The sequence below is a fragment of the Paenibacillus sp. FSL L8-0708 genome, from assembly GCF_038009325.1.
Classification (GTDB): domain Bacteria; phylum Bacillota; class Bacilli; order Paenibacillales; family Paenibacillaceae; genus Paenibacillus_AQ; species Paenibacillus_AQ odorifer.
On sequence record NZ_JBBPBC010000001.1, the window covers coordinates 5,469,946 to 5,487,638 of the forward strand.

The 17,693-nt window shown below is 43.1% G+C and carries 13 protein-coding genes and 1 other annotated feature; of the genes, 3 read left to right on the forward strand and 10 right to left on the reverse strand.

The genetic code is table 11. The features are described 5' to 3' along the window. Positions 1 to 195: 195 nt before the first annotated feature. From metG to NYE58_RS26150, 4 genes are all read right to left on the reverse strand, one after another. Positions 196 to 2,208 carry a methionine--tRNA ligase gene (gene metG / locus NYE58_RS26135; protein WP_341003399.1) on the reverse strand — a complete coding sequence of 671 codons (2,013 nt, stop codon included), beginning with the start codon at positions 2,206 to 2,208 and terminating at the stop codon, positions 196 to 198. 47 nt (positions 2,209 to 2,255) lie between these two features. Beyond that, positions 2,256 to 2,516: a binding site (T-box leader), on the reverse strand. Between the two features lie 40 nt (positions 2,517 to 2,556). Next, a complete protein-coding gene (gene yidD / locus NYE58_RS26140; RefSeq protein ID WP_036682893.1) occupies positions 2,557 to 2,820 on the reverse strand; it encodes a membrane protein insertion efficiency factor YidD in 264 nt (87 codons plus the stop codon). A 2-nt stretch (positions 2,821 to 2,822) separates the two neighbouring features. Beyond that, positions 2,823 to 3,284, reverse strand: a complete 462-nt coding sequence (locus NYE58_RS26145) for a Fur family transcriptional regulator (RefSeq protein WP_036682896.1) — start codon at positions 3,282 to 3,284, stop codon at positions 2,823 to 2,825. A 219-nt stretch (positions 3,285 to 3,503) separates the two neighbouring features. Beyond that, the gene (locus NYE58_RS26150) at positions 3,504 to 5,735 is read right to left on the reverse strand and encodes a stalk domain-containing protein (protein WP_341003400.1); all 2,232 of its coding nucleotides are present in this window, start codon (positions 5,733 to 5,735) and stop codon (positions 3,504 to 3,506) included. A 346-nt stretch (positions 5,736 to 6,081) separates the two neighbouring features. Here NYE58_RS26150 and NYE58_RS26155 point away from each other — a divergent pair, with 346 nt between their 5' ends. From NYE58_RS26155 to NYE58_RS26165, 3 genes are read left to right on the forward strand one after another with little or no spacing between them, the layout of a single operon-like run. Continuing rightward, a complete protein-coding gene (locus NYE58_RS26155) occupies positions 6,082 to 7,851 on the forward strand; it encodes a sensor histidine kinase (RefSeq protein ID WP_076277682.1) in 1,770 nt (589 codons plus the stop codon). Between the two features lie 12 nt (positions 7,852 to 7,863). Next, positions 7,864 to 9,108 (forward strand): response regulator, encoded by a 1,245-nt coding sequence (locus NYE58_RS26160; RefSeq protein ID WP_076277683.1) that lies wholly within the window; start codon positions 7,864 to 7,866, stop codon positions 9,106 to 9,108. An 18-nt stretch (positions 9,109 to 9,126) separates the two neighbouring features. Beyond that, complete coding sequence (locus NYE58_RS26165) at positions 9,127 to 10,410, forward strand: ABC transporter substrate-binding protein (protein ID WP_341003401.1); 1,284 nt, start codon at positions 9,127 to 9,129, stop codon at positions 10,408 to 10,410. Between the two features lie 73 nt (positions 10,411 to 10,483). On the opposite strand, the gene NYE58_RS26170 is transcribed toward NYE58_RS26165, so the two are convergent. The 6 genes from NYE58_RS26170 to NYE58_RS26195 all read right to left on the reverse strand — a co-directional run bounded on the left by NYE58_RS26170 (position 10,484) and on the right by NYE58_RS26195 (position 17,673). Next, entirely contained in the window at positions 10,484 to 12,082 is a 1,599-nt protein-coding gene (locus NYE58_RS26170; RefSeq protein ID WP_341003403.1) for an ABC transporter substrate-binding protein, read from the reverse strand. Positions 12,083 to 12,176: 94 nt separating this feature from the next. Further along, positions 12,177 to 13,139: a carbohydrate ABC transporter permease gene (locus NYE58_RS26175; protein WP_235219483.1), complete on the reverse strand. Its 963-nt coding sequence runs from the start codon at positions 13,137 to 13,139 to the stop codon at positions 12,177 to 12,179. Positions 13,140 to 13,154: 15 nt separating this feature from the next. Next, positions 13,155 to 14,132 carry an ABC transporter permease gene (locus tag NYE58_RS26180; protein ID WP_235219484.1) on the reverse strand — a complete coding sequence of 326 codons (978 nt, stop codon included), beginning with the start codon at positions 14,130 to 14,132 and terminating at the stop codon, positions 13,155 to 13,157. Between the two features lie 253 nt (positions 14,133 to 14,385). Continuing rightward, the gene (locus tag NYE58_RS26185) at positions 14,386 to 14,643 is read right to left on the reverse strand and encodes a hypothetical protein (protein ID WP_341003404.1); all 258 of its coding nucleotides are present in this window, start codon (positions 14,641 to 14,643) and stop codon (positions 14,386 to 14,388) included. A 407-nt stretch (positions 14,644 to 15,050) separates the two neighbouring features. Beyond that, positions 15,051 to 15,842: a response regulator transcription factor gene (locus tag NYE58_RS26190; protein WP_076278167.1), complete on the reverse strand. Its 792-nt coding sequence runs from the start codon at positions 15,840 to 15,842 to the stop codon at positions 15,051 to 15,053. Beyond that, entirely contained in the window at positions 15,820 to 17,673 is a 1,854-nt protein-coding gene (locus NYE58_RS26195) for a cache domain-containing sensor histidine kinase (RefSeq protein WP_076278166.1), read from the reverse strand. Before NYE58_RS26195 ends, NYE58_RS26190 begins: the two co-directional genes overlap by 23 nt. Positions 17,674 to 17,693 lie beyond the last annotated feature (20 nt).

Sequence of the window (17,693 nt, forward strand, 5' to 3'; positions counted from 1 at the left end):
TCTACCCCTCAAATCGTAAATTTTACTATTAGTAGTATAATAGTAATCGTTACGATAAGTCAACAAAGAAACCTCACTCAGAAGAAAGACGGTATCGTCCTTTATAAAAAAGGAATGCTCCCACAACCAACCCGGCTGAAGGAGCATTCCTTTGTTCAAGCAACCTCATTAAAAAATTTCTACAACAATATTGTCTTATTTCACTACTGCTCCGTTTGGCATGCTGTCCGGCACGGTAGCGATCGTTAGCTGGTCACCTTTAGAAGCCGCCAAAATCATCCCTTGGGACAACTCCCCACGCAGCTTCACCGGTTTAAGGTTTACGATACAAATCACTTTACGTCCCACCAGCTCTTCCGGTGTATAGAATTTCGCGATACCAGAAACCACTTGACGTTGTTCATAACCCAGATCCAGTTGCAGCTTCAGCAGCTTGTCAGCTTTTTTCACTGGCTCTGCAGCAATAACCTGAGCTACCCGCAGCTCTGCTTTAGCGAAATCGTCAATGCCGATTTCCTCTTTATGCTCTTCCACTGGCTCGGAGTCCGCAGCAGCAGGAGCAGCCGCTTCCGCCACTTCAGCCGCAGCTTTACCAGCGCCCATAGCCTCGGCAATATAAGCTACCTCTTGCTCCACATCCAGACGTGGGAAGATTGGATTGCCTTTCACCAGCTTTGTTCCTGCCGGAATCAGGCCAAAGGTCTTACCGCTATCCCAAGTCGTTAACTCACCAGGCTCAATACCCAGCTGTTCCCAGATTTTCGCTGGTGTTTGTGTCAAGAACGGCTGCAGCAGGATTGAAGCGGTACGCAGACCTTCCACCAGATGTCTCATCACAGAAGCCAGCTCGGCGGTTCTATTTTCATCTTTGGCAAGCACCCAAGGTTGTGTCTCATCGATATATTTGTTGGTGCGGCTAATGAATATTCCGATAGCTGTCAGCGCCACGGAGAACTCCATTTTTTCCATAGTTTCTTCTACTTTGGCATAAGTATTCTCAGCCGCAGCTTGAAGCTCACCATCAAATGCTGTTACATTTCCTTCATATGCCGGAATCTCGCCTGCAAAATACTTTTCAACCATAGCCCCTGTACGGTTCAACAGGTTACCAAGGTCGTTGGCAAGATCATAGTTAACCCGGTCTACAAAGCTTTCCGGTGTGAACGTGCCATCCGAACCAAACGGTACTTCGCGCAGCAGGTAATAACGTAATGCATCCAAGCCATAACGATCAATCAGTGTCACAGGATCAACTACGTTACCTTTAGATTTCGACATTTTTCCATCTTTCATGAGCAACCAGCCATGGGCAAATACCTTTTTCGGAAGGGGTTCACCAAGCGCCATCAGAATGATCGGCCAGTAAATCGTATGGAAACGAACGATTTCTTTACCAACGATGTGTACATCCGCAGGCCAGAACTTGTCATACAAGGTGCGATCCTCGGAACCATAACCCAGCGCAGTAATATAGTTAGTCAAAGCATCAATCCACACGTACACGACATGCTTCTCGTCGCCCTTAACTTTTACGCCCCAATCAAAGGTTGTGCGGGAAACTGCAAGGTCTTCCAGTCCGGGTTTGATGAAATTGTTAATCATTTCGTTCTTACGGGATTCCGGCAAAATAAACTCTGGATTCTCCTCGTAAAATTGCAGCAAACGATCCGCATATTTACTCATCCGGAAGAAATAACTTGCTTCCTTCACCAGCTCAACCGGGTGGCCGCTATCTGGGCTTTTTGCACCAGTAATCACACCGTTGTCATCACGCACTATATCAACTAATTGCGTTTCTGTGTAAAAGGTTTCATCTGGGATACTATACCAGCCTTCATATTCACCTTTATAGATGTCTCCTTGCTGCAGCAACCGATCAAAAATATCCTGTACCACTTTTTTATGACGCTCTTCCGTAGTACGGATGAAGTCATCGTTCGAAATGTCCAGCTTACGCCATAGCTCCTTAATACCAACAACAATGTCGTCTACGAACTGCTGAGGGGTCTTTCCTGCTTCCTCTGCCTTCCGCTCGATCTTTTGTCCATGTTCGTCTGTACCGGTTAGATAACGCACTTCGTAGCCGCGCAGACGTTTGTAACGGGCCATTGCGTCTCCTGCCACGGTTGAATAAGCATGTCCGATATGTAGCTTGTCACTTGGATAATAAATTGGTGTCGTTAGGTAAAACGTTTTTTTCTCACTCATTCAGTAATCATCCTTTCTTATTAAAAAACAAAAAACTCCCGCCCCCATAATGGGGCGAGAGTATAACTCACGCGATACCACCCAAATTTCCTGTCTCTTCACAGAGCGCAGGCTTCGCCAGTTCCCTCGCGGGAACTGTCCATTAACGCTGGATCACGCTGTTATCTTACGTGAACCACAATTGCAGTTCCCGCTCGAACACAGTTCCTCCCGGACCATATTCAATCTAACGCTCCATACCGGATTTCAGCATATTCCGGCTCTCTGTAATGGACGTAACGATTTACTTATCCGTTCTTCGGAATTCATACTATTACTTGTGAATATACCCAATGGTAAGGCCCCATGTCAAGTCGCAGGGGCAGAATCCTTCTCAGCAGATTCATCTTGTAGAGGCGGCACAGGATCAAGTCCTCCAGGATGAAAGGGATGACATCTGGCAATCCGTTTAGCTGCAAGCCATGAGCCTTTCAATGGACCATGGACTTCAATGGCTTCCAGGGCATAGGCAGAGCAGGTTGGATAGAAGCGGCAGGTTGCAGGTTTAATAGGGGAAATGTACCTGCGATACACCCGAATAGGCGCCTGAATCGTTCTGCGTAGGGTCACCATTTCTAAAGTCCCTTTTGTTTATCTGATGCTGCAACTAATTCTTCTTCCCGGTTCTCTTCACATTCTTTGCAATAACCGAACACCTCAAATTTATGCTTGACTACCCGGAATTGATCGGGTGTATCCGTTAAATTCATCGGGCAGAAATTAATCGGGTAGGTCTTTTGGCATTGAAGGCAGATCATATGATGGTGATGATCCTGATGATTGCAGCTTCCCTTGAACTTCACTCCGTCTTCAAAGACAATCTGTTCAAGCACACCAAGCTCTTCCATTACACGAAGATTGCGGTACACCGTATCAAAGCTAAGTCCGCTATACTTACGGCCCATATGCTCATATACATCCTTCGCTGACAAATATCCCTTATTCTCGCCGAATAACTGGGCAAGCGTTTTGCGTTGGTCGGTGATTCGCAGTCCTTGCCCCGACATGACTTCTAATATTTGTTCTGTCGACAGCATACGCTCATCTCCCATAAGATCAGTTCATTTATATTTCACTCTCTTAATAATGCCCCAAAATAAATGCCCCGTCAATGAAGCACCATGAAGCACCCCTACGCACCTCTGAATTATTATGTTTACACAAAAGCCCGGCTGCGTATTCCTTGACGGAATATTCAGCCGGGCTTTTAATGTAGATAATTCCCCAATAGAGCTTATAGGGATATTCCTATTCTGTTATTTCTTTGCTGGAAGTGGAGTGATGAGGAAATTGACCGGCAAGTTACTGCCTGAAGCTGCTGTGAATAAAATCTCCACAGAACCTCCATACTCACCACTACGATAAACCACACTGTTCATATCAGCATTCGAGAGACTTCCCACGCTTGGCATATGCACGATTTGGTTATTAACCATAACCGGCCCCATATAGTTACCGCCACGTGGATTAAACGTAATCAATGAGTTTGGTGCAACATTTTCGAATCTGATCTTGTATAATACCCCGAAATTACCGGCATTGGATGCTTCCGTACCTGCCATTGGGTCTACGCCAGCCAGGTTCTTATCACTGTAATTATCGCCTAGCAGAAGTTTTGCAGGAGCTTTCCCTACCTCATCGCTAACCGTGATAATACGAGTAGAATCTTCGTAAGTTCCCCGATTATGCACTCCGTCTCGATCCAGAATTGGAAGTGTTGGAAGTGTAGTCAGTGGATCTTTTTTCGCATCAATCAACATGACGTTATAATCGATTGGATAATCACTAAATAAGTCCGCTTGAAGTGAAACAATTTCACTTGGTTTCATCGCAATTTTGTTAAGATCGGTCAGAATTGAGACGCTTTCCCCTGGTTGCAGAACAATCGTTTTATAATGTTCATTTGTAAGCATTGACTTCCAGTAACGTTCTACAGACATTTTACCGGTTGCTTCTGGGAATGTGTTTGGCCCTGCAAATCCAACATACTCTGTTGTAAGCGTCGTTGGGTACAGATTGTTATTCGTAGCAATTACATAAACCTTCGCATTAATGTTCAGGTTGTTCTTATGGTGGACTAAGAATCGTGTTTTACCTAATGAAGTCTCACGATAAGTAACACCTTCTGTATACACCGTTTCTGGACTGTTGCTGCGAATTAGTTTATAAGGCTCGGAAGAAAGATTATAAGCTACTTGCTGCCAAGTCGGAACCATTGATCCATCGATGCTAAACACACTGCCCGGAGATGCAAATAATCTGTTGAAATCTTCTTTACTGTACAAGATTTCATCCGAAATATTAACGGTTTTCTCAAAGGTGCTGATCGCGCCGTGTGAATCTTTTACTTGGACCGCAATTGTCGCTGGTCCCGGAGTAAAGAAAGCCTCTGCCTTGTTCGTCCAAGTTACGGTAATTTCATCACCATCAGGATCGTTACTTAGATCGGTATAAGTAATCATTTCACCCATCTTATATGAATCCTTGTCTGTAGTGAAATTAGCAACAGGAGGTGTATTAGGTTTAAGCACTGTGATGGTCATGGAGTAAGGATCACTCCACTGTTGATTCGCATCCATTACGGAATAGGTTACTACATAATATCCTGGTTGATCATAGATATCCTGCTTGTTACCTCCCCAGCTTTCATTCACAATAGCTATACCATTTGGTGAAGAACTGGAGGTTACGAAATTCACAGGTTCGCCGGCGTAAATTTCAGTTGGCACTGTGAAAGAAGCTTTAGGTTTGTTGTTTAATGTAAGGATTACTCGCTTTTGTACATTATCAACAGTATAAGGAATGCCCAGTGCCCCAGTTATGGATGTCAATGGAACCATGAAAGTACCCTTGTATTGGTAAGATGGACCTTTCATTGTCTTCTTTACACCATTAACTGTATAGACCTTGCTGTCGGTCTTAAAGCGCATAACGTCGCTTCCCTTGGTAACAATGGTTTCTTTCGTTTTATAATCATAAACGTATTTCACGCCTACACGTTCTACCATAGCCCGGATCGAAACGTAGGATACGCCGTTTTTCACTGCCATAGGCTGATTAGCCAAATATTCCTGGCCGTTCTGATACATTTTGTTGCTGTTCATCATAAGGATAAGCTGATTGCTAACCGCAGCACGAGCACCATCTGTTGTTGTAGTAGTATCTGTAGTAACACCAGGTGTTGCAGTTGGAAGCGGAGTTGCTGTAGGTGCAATTGTTGCTGTAGGTGCAATTGTTGCTGTAGGTTCAACTGTCTCTGCAGGAATTGGAGTTGGTGTCGGTGACACTACTCCTCCTGGTGTCTCCGTCTGCAATGGCGGCAATGGATCAGTAGATTCTGGCATTACCTCCGGCGCAGCTGAAACAACTGTTCCTACTACAGTAGTATTACTTGGGGTATTATTGACAGCTTCAGCAAAAGCCGGTACTGCCGCGGCGGCCTGAGATACGGCCAAAACAGCAACTAACGTTAACTTTTTCAAATCCATGATATAACTCCTCTGCTCCTATTTGTAAATATAAGTAGGTCTCTGTCTTTTTCATACTCCTCTTATATTCCCCGCAAAATGCTGCCACCCACGGTAGGGCGGCAAAAAGCTTTTGCCACGATCGTCATAACAAACATAGTATTAGACGCATACCACCATAAAAAGTTTCATTATTAAGTAAAGAAAGATTAACGCTGTATTAAATAACGTTGGACAACCACGCTGTTTCCCCTGAAAAAAATGAGATTTTTTCTATAAATATGTTTATTTTTCGTCTGCCTATATTCGCTTTCATTTGCTTTTGTTACAATGTATGGAAGAATATCTTTTACATGCGAGGGATAACATGTCCAAAAAAATCTCCATCCTCGTTCAATTAATCATGGGCTTCTCTCTAATCATCTTCACCATCGTAGGATTTACCATTTTTTTGTCCTACCGTTCTTCCTCTCAAGCTGTTCTAAACCGCTCCAACCAATATATCCTGGAATCCGTAAAGCAACTTCAAGGTAAAATGGACGCAATTCTTCAGGATAACGATAAGCTTTCTTCTACGATCATGTTCAGTCCCTTGATTCAAGAAACCTTGGGAGACTTAGCGTTGTCACGTTCACCTCGTACAGACGCCATGGAAATCACTCGGTACATAGATCAACAGACACGTTCCATAAACTCTGACATCCAGTTCAAGCTGCTCGGGCTGTCCGATGATCAGGTGTATACCAACAGCAGTTCCTTAAAGGTCATCTGGGACAGCGAAAAGGAAATCCGCGATGCCTATTGGTTTCCGGCTATAGCACAGAATAAAGGCCGAATGGTCTGGTTCGGTGTAGATGTATGGCAGAACGGTAATATTCCTGTGGTGATGGGAGCCAGACAAATTAATGATTGGAATGATCTAAACCGGTTAGGAACCCTGTTTCTTGTTCTCCCTGTCGAGGTCATCCATAACGCTGTCAGCCAATTTCACCTTGGAAAAAATGAGAAAATCCAAGTTGTTGATTCATTTAATACCATTGTCTATTCCACAGATCCAAAAGAAATTGGACTCTATATGAACGACGGGCTTCTAAAACAATTCAGCAATCATAAAGCCAGAATCATTCCACAAAAAATAAACTCACGCAATCTGTTCGTATCCTATGCCTATTCCGACTATAGCGAGTGGAGCGTTTTTGCTTACATTGATTCTAAAGACGCTGTTAAAGATTTAAATACGATTCGCCGGAATATTATTTTAATTGGCCTGCTGGGGATGGGTGCTGCCCTACTATTTACTTTCTTTTTTTCTTGGACCCTATCCAAGCCACTTCGTAATCTGGCAACCAAGCTGAGCAATGTCGAACGGGGAACTACTTTACCTTTTGTAAAAACAACCATGAACAAAGAAATGGCTATCCTATATTCAAGCTATAATTCGATGCTCCAAAACCTGGATCATACTATCGCTGACCTATCCAGCAAACAAATCAGTGAAAAGCAAGCTCAGATCGTAGCACTCAAAGCACAATTCCGCCCGCATTTCCTTTATAACACTTTGAATACAATCTATTGGTCGCTCGCCAACAAACGCATGCAGGATGAGTCCCAAATGGTACTCGCTCTAAGTGACCTGCTTCGCTATAGTATTGACCGCGGATCCGAATTCGTTACAGTTGAGGAGGATTTAAAGCAATTAGAACGATTCATTTTTCTCCAGAAGCTGCGCTACGAGGACAAATTGCAGATTGATCTTTTTGTAAATCCTGAGGTTATGAATGGCCAGCTTATGAAATTAACCCTTCAGCCACTTGTCGAAAATGCCATTACTCATGGACTTGAACCCACACTTCGGGAAGTATGGCTAATTCGCATACGCGCCTATAGTGAAGGAACATCTTTGGTGTTAACTGTAGAAGACAACGGGGACGGCATGAGCGAGGAAAGTATGGCAGATGCATTAGTCGGCGGTGAGGTTAATCCGGAGAAGCTGCTTCATACCGGAATTGGACTATCCAATCTAAATCATCGCATAGAGCTAATCTACGGACAGGAATTTGGTCTACAGCTATCAACAAGCGAACTGGGTGGCTTATTTGTGAAGGTCACTGTTCCATTACAGTATGATCAAAGTTAAGGGGGCACAACGATGAATGTGTTAATCGTGGACGACGAAAGTTTTGTTCGCCGTTCTCTGTCAGAAATGCTGGGAAGTGCGAATCACAACTTTAGCATTATTGGCTCGGCAGAGAACGGTTTAGAGGCTGTGCAACTGTTAAAAGAGCATATGGTTGATCTGGTGATATCCGATATACGAATGCCCGGTATGGATGGGCTGGAACTTGCAAAACATATCCATGAATGTTATCCAGACACTGAAACCGTGCTGCTCACAGGTTATCAGGATTTCACCTATGCCAGTCAAGCCATCCGTTATGGTGTAAAGGAATATTTGGTTAAACCAAATTCAGTAGAACATATTCTTGAGGTCGCAACAGGCGTATATGAACGTCTTCAATTGAAGAAACAGCAAAGGCAATTAACGCATCTGAGAGAAAAAAACCTTCGGGAGAAACGCTTATCTGATCTTCTTTACGGCATCCCGTTACCCTATTTTGAAGAACAACTTATTCCTCCTTTTCATTCCTTTGTAGTCGTAACCGTAAACCATCTTGGAGTGGGCATGCCCCAGAACTGGTCGGAACAAGCCATGTATGCAGCGGTCGTTAATATATTAGAAGAATGTTTTGCGCTGTACGCCAATGTTGTTGGCATTCAAGAGGAGCAGGAAGCCATCATGCTATTATTCTATCCCCTTGAGCAGCCTAACGGCGTTGATGAGGTATTGACACAAGAGCTGCTGCATAAGCTGTCGGGTATTCTGAAATCGCCATTTTGTGCAGGGGTCTCCAACCCTCACTATCAATTGGGGGCACTCGCGACCGCCTATCATGAGAGTCTGGAAGCTTGTCAGCAGGTCAAAAAAGAGAGTACGCCATCCGTTATCTTTTTCAGAGACCTCTCCGTGCATTCGGCTTCTCCACAGCTAGCTGAACAACTACAAGTAAAGGCAACACGCAGGGTAATCTCTATGATGATTGAGGTTATGAATTCCCGGCTCCAAGAAAATCTCTCCCTCAAAATGATCGCAGACGAACTGTATATGAATCCAACGTATCTCGGCCGATTGTTTAAAGATGATGTTGGGGAACCTTTCTCTAGCTTTCTTACCAAACTTCGTATTCAAAAAGCTACTGAATTATTAGAGAATGTTACTCTCAAGGTATATGAGGTTAGCGAATTAGTAGGCTTTAAGGATCCTGCGTATTTCAGCCTCATTTTTAAGAAATACATGGGGATGACTCCTCAGGAATTTCAGAAGCACAACAAATAAAGCAGAGGTGTGTTTCTCTTGAATGTAAATGGTAAGTTGGTTACTGTCCTATTAACATTTGGCTTGTTACTTAATACAAGTGGTTGTCAGTTCTCCCCTTCCAAGGAAGATACCGCTTTACAAGACCCGATACAGCTGAACATATGGCTCACTGCTGGATCAGGTCTTGAGTCGCTCATTGACCAGTATCAATCCCAACATCCGGAGCTAGAGATTCATATTCAGACCTCCACCTCCACGCAGCTTCCAGCCAAGCTACAGACCTCATTCGCAGCTGGATATAGTTCGCCGGATGTGGCTGCCATTGATATTAGCTATTTAGATCGCTTCAAACAGTTTCCTGAATATTTTTATAATCTAAAAACTTTTGAAGCTGACAATCTGAAGGATCAATTTCTGAATTGGAAGTGGCAGGAGGTGCTGGGTAATGATTTTATTTTCGGATTACCAACGGAAATTGGACCCTATGCCATGTTATATCGAACGGATATATTCGCATTATCAGGCCTCCCTACTAAACCAGAGGAAGTGGCTAAAGAAATCCAAACTTGGGATCAATTCCTTGAAGCGGGCACCAAAGTACAGGAGAGAACAGGAAAAGCTTTTGTAAATGACTTGGAGAACCTCTATCTCACCCTTCTACGTCAGTCCAAGCTTCAATATTACAGTCCCACAACGCAAGAATTGATCCTCGACAATAATCCAGCGGTCAAACGAGCCTGGGACTTCTCAATTCAAGCCCTTAAGCTAAATCTGTCCGCCAGTATTGCAGTGGATACCCAACGCTGGGGTGCAGGCCTGCTCAACGGAGATTTTGCAGTCATGCTCTGTCCGGCTTGGATGATTGGTCATATCAAGAGCAGTGCTCCAACTGCCAGCGGTTTATGGAATGTAACACAAATCCCAGAAAACAGCGCTAATCGCGGAGGCTCCGTTCTGACCTTACCAAAGACAGGTAATCATCCTGATGAATCCTTTGCTCTTATTAAATGGCTAACCGAACCAACGCAGCAATTGGTTTCTTTCAAGGTACAAGGGGCTTTCCCTTCCACCCCCGAAATCTATGATGACCCAGAAATCCACGATCTGCATGATCCTTATTTTCCTAATTCAGAGCTTGGTCTGACCCTTTCGTCAGCAGCAAAAGCAGTAATTCCCACCTATTACGGCCCTCATCATGCTGACGTGGAGACAAGCATGCTCGAATACTTGACCAAAGCTGAAAAAGGCGAGCTAACTCCTGAACTGGCTTGGACCCTTGCTGTTCAAGCCGCAAAGCGAATAGACAGCTCCTTCCGCTAAGTACTATCATAAAAAGGCTCTCCCCGGCTAAATTAACCTGCCGGGGAGAGCCTTTTTTGAATTCATTTTCGCTTTATTTTTGCGCAGCCAGGAAAGCATCCAGCTGTTTTTGTTGCTCTGCAATAATCTTATCGAGCCCTGCCTTTTTCAGCTTATCAGCATACTTAGTCAGTACGGTATCAGGATCAACAGAACCCGTATCCAAGCTGATGTCGTATTCATCCATTACAGCTTTACAAGCAGCCATTTCAGTCTTCATTGAGGAGGCATCGAAGTTGAAACCAAGCGCTACAGAGGCTTTACCTTTAGAGTTAAAGGCTTTGAATTGTTCCCATTTGTCTGGAGCTTCACTTTCCCACACGGGGTTCAGGAATTGACTTCCAAGCATCCAAGCTGCAGCCGTATTATAATCAGCTGTTTTATCTGTAGCTTTGATCGTATCACCACTTACGACTTCATAGTGCACACCTTTTATACCGAAAACAAGCAGATTGTTGATATCTTTATCTGTGTGCAGAATATCTAGCACCATCATGGCCCGAGCCGGATCACCAGAGGAAGCGGAGATCGCAAGCATCGATCCAGCAGCATCACTTGTAGAAATCGTTGGATCATTGAATGCAATTTGTTTCAGCTTGCCAACCAAGCCGGTAGCATTAGCCAGCTCACTATCTTTACCCGGTTTAAGCGATTGCACTGTCATAAAGACATTGCCAGCCTTCATTGCATCCTGAGTCGAATTCGTAGCAACAGCTGCGTCTTTGTTAATGTAACCTTTCTTCATATACTCACGAGTAAGTTTAATGATTTCTTTATAACGATCCATCTCAATCATCGATTGAATCTTAGTATCTGAGGAATCTTTAAGCAGTACACCAGGAATGGCAGCATCACCAAGGGTATCGTATTGTGCCATGTATTGTGAGTTAAAGGTCTCACCTTGTTTGAAATACAATGGAGTCAGGTCAGGTCTTTTCTCCTTCACTACTTTGAGAACTGCATCCAGATCTTGAATGGATTTCACATTCGACATATCGATGCCCAGTTCATCCGCAATATCGGAGCGATAGACAACCCCACCTTGTGCAGCCAGCTCCTTGTTTGTAGGAACAGCATAATTCACACCATTGATCGCTGAACCTTTTAAGAATTGTGGATCCAGATTTTTTAGAATCCCTTGGCCGTATTCATTTAGGAGATTACCATATTTGCCGCTATCGTCATTAATCGGGAGATAAGCGCCTTTAGCTGCATTCGTTACGTAGTTCTTCCATTGAGCTGTAAAGATGATATCGAATTTTTCCTGACTCGCAATTTTCAGATTGACATCATTGTCCCATGGACCCCAATCGATCGGTGCGATATCCAATTTGGCGTTGATTTTAGGTTCCAATAACTTATTGATTTCATCTTCTACAGCTTTTTCATCCTTTTGCACGGCACCGACATAAATTAACTTGACGGTATAAGGCTCCAATTCTTTTGCCGGTTCGGCAGTAGGATCCGCGGCTGGCTCATCCGTAGCAGCAGCATTGGTAGCGGTTGCATTTTCGCTTGGAGCAGGTGAAGCTGCTTCATTGTTCCCGTTATTCCCACCGCAGCCTGCTAAACTAAGACTCAGTACCATCGTTAGCAATAGTGTCATTAGTGCGCTTTTTCTAACAGCTTTCATATACACCATAACCTCCCTCAAAATATTTATATATGCTGAATCGGCCGTTCACACCTTAGCATAAAGCGGCCGAATTAAGCCATTACAATCGTCCTTAACCTTTGACAGCACCCACGGTAAGCCCTTTAATAAAATACTTCTGGAAGAAGGAATATACAAACACGATAGGTCCGATACCAATAACAGCCATCGCCATTCTTACCGTTTCTGTTGGAATATTGATTTCTACACCCTGTGCAGCCAAGGCAGCCATCGCCTGAGGACTTGCTGTCAGGAACTGAACATTCAGCATCGTCTTATACATTAGGTATTGTAAATTGACATGACCTTCGGGTGAGATAAAGATCAAACTAAGGTACCAATCATTCCAATAGGCCAGAGTCTGAAACAAACCTACTGTAGCTAATACAGGCATAGACAAAGGCAAAATAATTTGAACGAAGATCCGGAATTCTGGTGCCCCATCGATCTTCGCAGATTCAATTAAAGCTGGCGGTATGGTATTGGCAAAAAAGGTCCGTAAGATGATAACAAAGAAAGCAGAAACCAGCAACGGCATAATTAGAATCCATAACGTATCCTTCATATGCATCATGCGCGTGTAGACCAGATACCAAGGCACAAGGCCACCATTAAACAACATTGTAAAAAACATAAAAAATGAGAAGAAATTACGATGTGGAAAATCTCCACGTGAGATAGGGTAAGCGTACATAGCCATAATGATAAGACTCAGAATCGTGCCCACCACAGTCACAAATAACGAAACGGAAGCTGCATCGATAATTTGCCAATAATCTTTTAACAGAAATTCATAAGAAGAAATATCCCACTTGTTAGGAAAAAAGCTGTAGCCGTTCTGAATAACGGAATTCTCGTCCGAAAACGATACAATAACTACGAGGATCAGCGGCACCACACAAATCGCTGTGTATATCCAAAAGAATATATTAATTAGCAAATTAGATATATTAGATATTTCATTGGGTTGTCTTTGCCGTTTTGTGCGCTTTCCTGTACGCCGTGACGACCCTATTGCTGTTTCTGTCTGGCTCAACACTCCCACCTCCCATTAGAATAAAGCATCATCTTTACTGATTCGCCGCACTGCTAGATTCGCTAAGAAAATCAATAGAAATCCTACAACAGATTGAACGAGACCCGCGGCTGAAGACATTCCTATATCACCGATTGCGAGGAAGGTTTGATATACATATGTGTCGATAACCTGCGTCGTCGAGTATAACGCTCCTGCATTTCTCGTAACCTGAAAGAATAATCCGAAGTCTGCGTTAAAAATCCTGCCTATCTGCAGCAGCGTCATTACTATAATAACTGGGCTGATTAGCGGGAGTGTGATTTTTCGAATCTGCTTCCATTTAGAAGCTCCATCAATAAGTGCAGCCTCATAATATTCATTATCTATTCCAATAATAGCGGCCATATAAATAACCGTTGTATACCCAATCTCTTTCCATATCTTCACGATTACTAGAATCCCAGGCCAATATTTGGACTGTGAATACCATTCGATAGGATCTACCCCAAAGAACGGGAGTAATGTCTTGTTCATGAACCCATGCTCTGCACTCAGAAAGCCGTATACTAAGTAACTTACGACGACCCAAGAGAGAAAATAAGGGAGAAACATAGCGCTTTGATGGAATTTCGATAGCCATCTGCTGCGCATTTCGTTAAACATAATTGCGAAAGCCAGCGAAAAAAATAGCGTCAGTATAATAAACGCTGTATTATACAATAATGTATTCCTCGTAATGATCCAGGCCGTCTCCGTCGAGATTAAATATTTGAAGTTCGCTAACCCGACCCAATCACTACCCAGAATCCCTTTTTGGTAATTGATATCCTTAAATGCAATTACCGTTCCTAACATCGGTATGTAGTTATTGATGATTAGAATCACTATCGCAGGTAACATCATCAAATAGAACACCCAATATTTCTTCATTACTCTAAGAAAATTCGGCGTTCTTCCCCTGCCTGGTTTCTTTACTTCTGACAAGCTGACGGAAGGATTCGTCACACTCATTTTTGGTTCCCCCATTCTCCATCATCCCATTCTTAAGCCCTAATTACTCTTGCTTGCCTAACGTTTTGCGTATCCTCCTTACACTCTAATTAAAACATATGATAATTTATGGGAGTATAGGGAACATATTATATTTCTATAAAAAAAGAGACGATTATCCTCGAAAATCGAGGAAAACCATCTCTTCAGCCTCTAATAGAGGCAAAAAATTTAATTAATCATAGCTTATGTACCTTAATCGCATTTATCACAGCTAAAGGCTGGTTGATAATCTTTTCTCTTCATCACAGCCAAGGCTGGTTGATAATCTTTTCTCTTCATCACAGCCAAGGGCTGGTTGATAATCTATTCTCTTCATCACAGCTAAGGGCTGGTTGATAATCTTTTTCTCTTCATCACAGCCAAGGGCTGGTTGATAATCTTTTCTCTTCATCACAGCCAAGGGCTGGTTGATAATCTTTTTCTCTTCATCACAGCCAAGGGCTGGTTGATAATCTTTTCTCTTCATCACAGCTAAGGGCTGGTTGATAATCTTTTTCTCTTCATCACAGCCAAGGGCTGGTTGATAATCTTTTTCTCTTCATCACAGCCAAGGGCTGGTTGATAATTTCTGCCTTAGATTAACTAGGCAATCAGTCCTTGTGTTCCCAGAGAGGCCCACATCCGCAGGTGTGGGACGGCCCCTATACTACTACGAAGAGGGGTGAGGGAGAAGGAACGGAAAGGAAGTTTGGAACTGTAGGAGCGTAGCGTTCGCCTTTATCCTCGGATTTCAACCGCTAATAGCGGTTTCTAATCAAGAAATCTGAGGATAACAGCGACCGGAAGTCCAAACATTCCTTGGAGCGACGCTAACCTCACCACTCAGCAACAAACATTCCTTGGAGCGACGCTAACCTCACCACTCAGCAGCCGACCTTACTGCACTTCGGTCCGGCATCGGTCGCGATACTCCTTAGGCGACATACCTGTCTGCTTCTGAAATACCTTGGTAAAATAACGCCGCTCCTGATAGCCAACTCCCGAGCCAATCATCGTAATACTCTTATCACTGTTAGTTAGCATAAACTTCGCAGCTTCAATTCGTTGTAGGGTCACGTATTCCACGAAAGTCATAGCAAAACGATTCTTAAACAAGAGACAGAAATAACTGCCACTAATCCCGATCTTATTCGCCACTTCCTCAATCCCAATATCTGAATGGAGATGTTCTGTGATGTACTTAGCTGCTTGGTTCATCAGCTGATCCGGTGTTTTTTTGCCAGAATCATCATCACCTTCAGGGATTTCCTGAAAAATTGGAATGCTATTATACAGTTTATTCTTAAACTGCTTACTACGGATCTTAGCCCCAATCTCCCGTACCTTATTCCCAAGCTCTTCATAATGTATCGGCTTACAAATATACTCTTTAACACCTAGCCGAATCGCTTCCCGCGCATAATCAAACTCCTGATACCCGGTAAGAAGCAGCACCTCACTATCCAATCCCATCTCCCGCAACTTACCGATAAAAGTTAACCCGTCCATCACTGGCATACGGATGTCACATAACACAAGATCAGGCTGTTTCTCCTCGGCAATACGCAAAGCATCCATCCCGCTTCGCGCCATACCGACAACCTCCATCCCCATCTCCTGCCAAGGCAACACCCTGTTCAGATTATTCAGAATTGGGGCTTCGTCATCAACCAATAATACTTTTAGCATAATGATCTTCCCCCTGCTCGTATTTAGGTATGACACATTGGATAATAGTACCATGACCTGGACTAGAACAGATAAATATTCCGTACCTGTCACCGTATTCAATGCGGATGCGATCTGCTACACTGCGAATACCAAGACCTCTGCGTTCAAGATTCATCCGGTTATCCCGTTCAGCCTTAACTTCTTGCTCCACAGGATCATTCACAATATATTGAAAAATAGCTAACTGAGACGGTGTAATACCAATACCATTATCTTCAATACGTAAAATCAAATCCCCCTGCTTCTCCCAAACCTTCACAGAAACATGACCTTTGTAATCAATGCCCTCAAATCCATGTTGAATGCTGTTCTCTACAAGCGGTTGTAAAGTGAGTTTAAGAATACCGCAACTCATCAATTCACTCGGAATATCGATCTCATATTCAAACAAATCTTCAAAGCGGAATTTTTGTATATCCAAATAATTGCGCAAATGTTTAACTTCTTCATCCAGCGTAATCTCTTCCCGATCCTGAATGCTAATTCGCAAAATACTGGCCAGCCTGTAGACCATCTCACTAACTTTTTTGCCTTCATTCTGTATAGCGAGAACATTGATTGATTCTAATGTATTGAATAAAAAATGTGGTTTAATCTGTGCCTGCAGAACACGCATCTCAGCTTGATTCTTGCGACGCTGCTCCACATGAATTCTGTTAAACAACCCATTGATTTTATCCATAAGATCATTAAAACCCTTAGCAAGCAGCGTTAACTCATCATTTCCTTTAACTTCTACCCTAGTGGTCAGATCTCCGTCTTCAACCCGGCGCATAAAACGAACTATGACAGCGATGCCGCCGGTAATCCGGTTCATAAAAAATAAATTGAAGATCACAGCTGCCAATAAGCAAAGGAAAATCACAGCGACGAACCAGCGAGCAAATACTGTAACTTCGTGAGACAACGTATCCCAAGAAGTCACAGATACCAGACTCCATGGATAGTCCTTCAAATGATACATGGAAAGAATGCTTTTCTCCCCGTTGTACTCTGTTTTGAAACTCTGAAACCCTTTTTTAAAGGTAATTTCTTTATCCGCGAAAGACTGGAAGTCCTGTCCATCCAGCTTTTGATCTGGGTCAAAAAGAATCATTCCATCATCATTTACAAGCATAAAGGAAACATCCTGATTGCTATCCCCAATTTTTAAATTGCGAAATATGGATTCGAACTCCCAATTCTTGATCTGCACAACTAGGATACCTATGTTCTGAAAGAAGCTCAATTCCTTCACTAGCCGAATTTGTGTAAACACAGGTTCAGTACCCGTAAGCTCGGGATACTCGTGAGGAGCCAGCCATTTCGGCACACCATTTAAGTCCATAACTTCCTGGTACAGATCACTTTTTTTGAATGTATCATAGGGTAGCGTTCGGAAATTTTCCTTGTTAAAAAGCGACACGATTTCAGAGTTACCTCTACCGTTAAAATTGTACAAAAATGCATAACTGATCGATGGATGATTAAACAACAGACTACGGAAATTGCGCTGGCTCGCATTCAGATTCAGTTGCTCAGCATCAGTCAAATCCTGGTTGTTAGGATCATCTGCACTAAGGGCCATATGAAACACCGAGGTAGCAATTCCGTTGTCTGTAACGTTATCCATATCTTTTAATACATTAGAAATACTGTAACTAATCGCTTTAAGTGAGTATTCCGACTGCTGGCTGTACTTTTTCTCAATAGAATTATAAGTCACAAAAAACATAAGCATGCCTAGAATAAATAAAGGAATGATAATCAGGCCCAAAAATGCCGTAAATAATTTATAGCGCAAATTCATCGGCTAGTGCTCCTGACTGA

What these genes read in the sequence shown, in the direction of transcription:
- metG (WP_341003399.1), bottom strand. Translation starts at nt 2,208, where the DNA reads ATGAGTGAGAAAAAAACGTTTTACCTAACGACACCAATTTATTATCCA.
- yidD (WP_036682893.1), bottom strand. Translation starts at nt 2,820, where the DNA reads ATGGTGACCCTACGCAGAACGATTCAGGCGCCTATTCGGGTGTATCGC.
- NYE58_RS26145 (WP_036682896.1), bottom strand. Translation starts at nt 3,284, where the DNA reads ATGCTGTCGACAGAACAAATATTAGAAGTCATGTCGGGGCAAGGACTG.
- NYE58_RS26150 (WP_341003400.1), bottom strand. Translation starts at nt 5,735, where the DNA reads ATGGATTTGAAAAAGTTAACGTTAGTTGCTGTTTTGGCCGTATCTCAG.
- NYE58_RS26155 (WP_076277682.1), top strand. Translation starts at nt 6,082, where the DNA reads ATGTCCAAAAAAATCTCCATCCTCGTTCAATTAATCATGGGCTTCTCT.
- NYE58_RS26160 (WP_076277683.1), top strand. Translation starts at nt 7,864, where the DNA reads ATGAATGTGTTAATCGTGGACGACGAAAGTTTTGTTCGCCGTTCTCTG.
- NYE58_RS26170 (WP_341003403.1), bottom strand. Translation starts at nt 12,082, where the DNA reads ATGAAAGCTGTTAGAAAAAGCGCACTAATGACACTATTGCTAACGATG.
- NYE58_RS26180 (WP_235219484.1), bottom strand. Translation starts at nt 14,132, where the DNA reads ATGAGTGTGACGAATCCTTCCGTCAGCTTGTCAGAAGTAAAGAAACCA.
- NYE58_RS26190 (WP_076278167.1), bottom strand. Translation starts at nt 15,842, where the DNA reads ATGCTAAAAGTATTATTGGTTGATGACGAAGCCCCAATTCTGAATAAT.
- NYE58_RS26195 (WP_076278166.1), bottom strand. Translation starts at nt 17,673, where the DNA reads ATGAATTTGCGCTATAAATTATTTACGGCATTTTTGGGCCTGATTATC.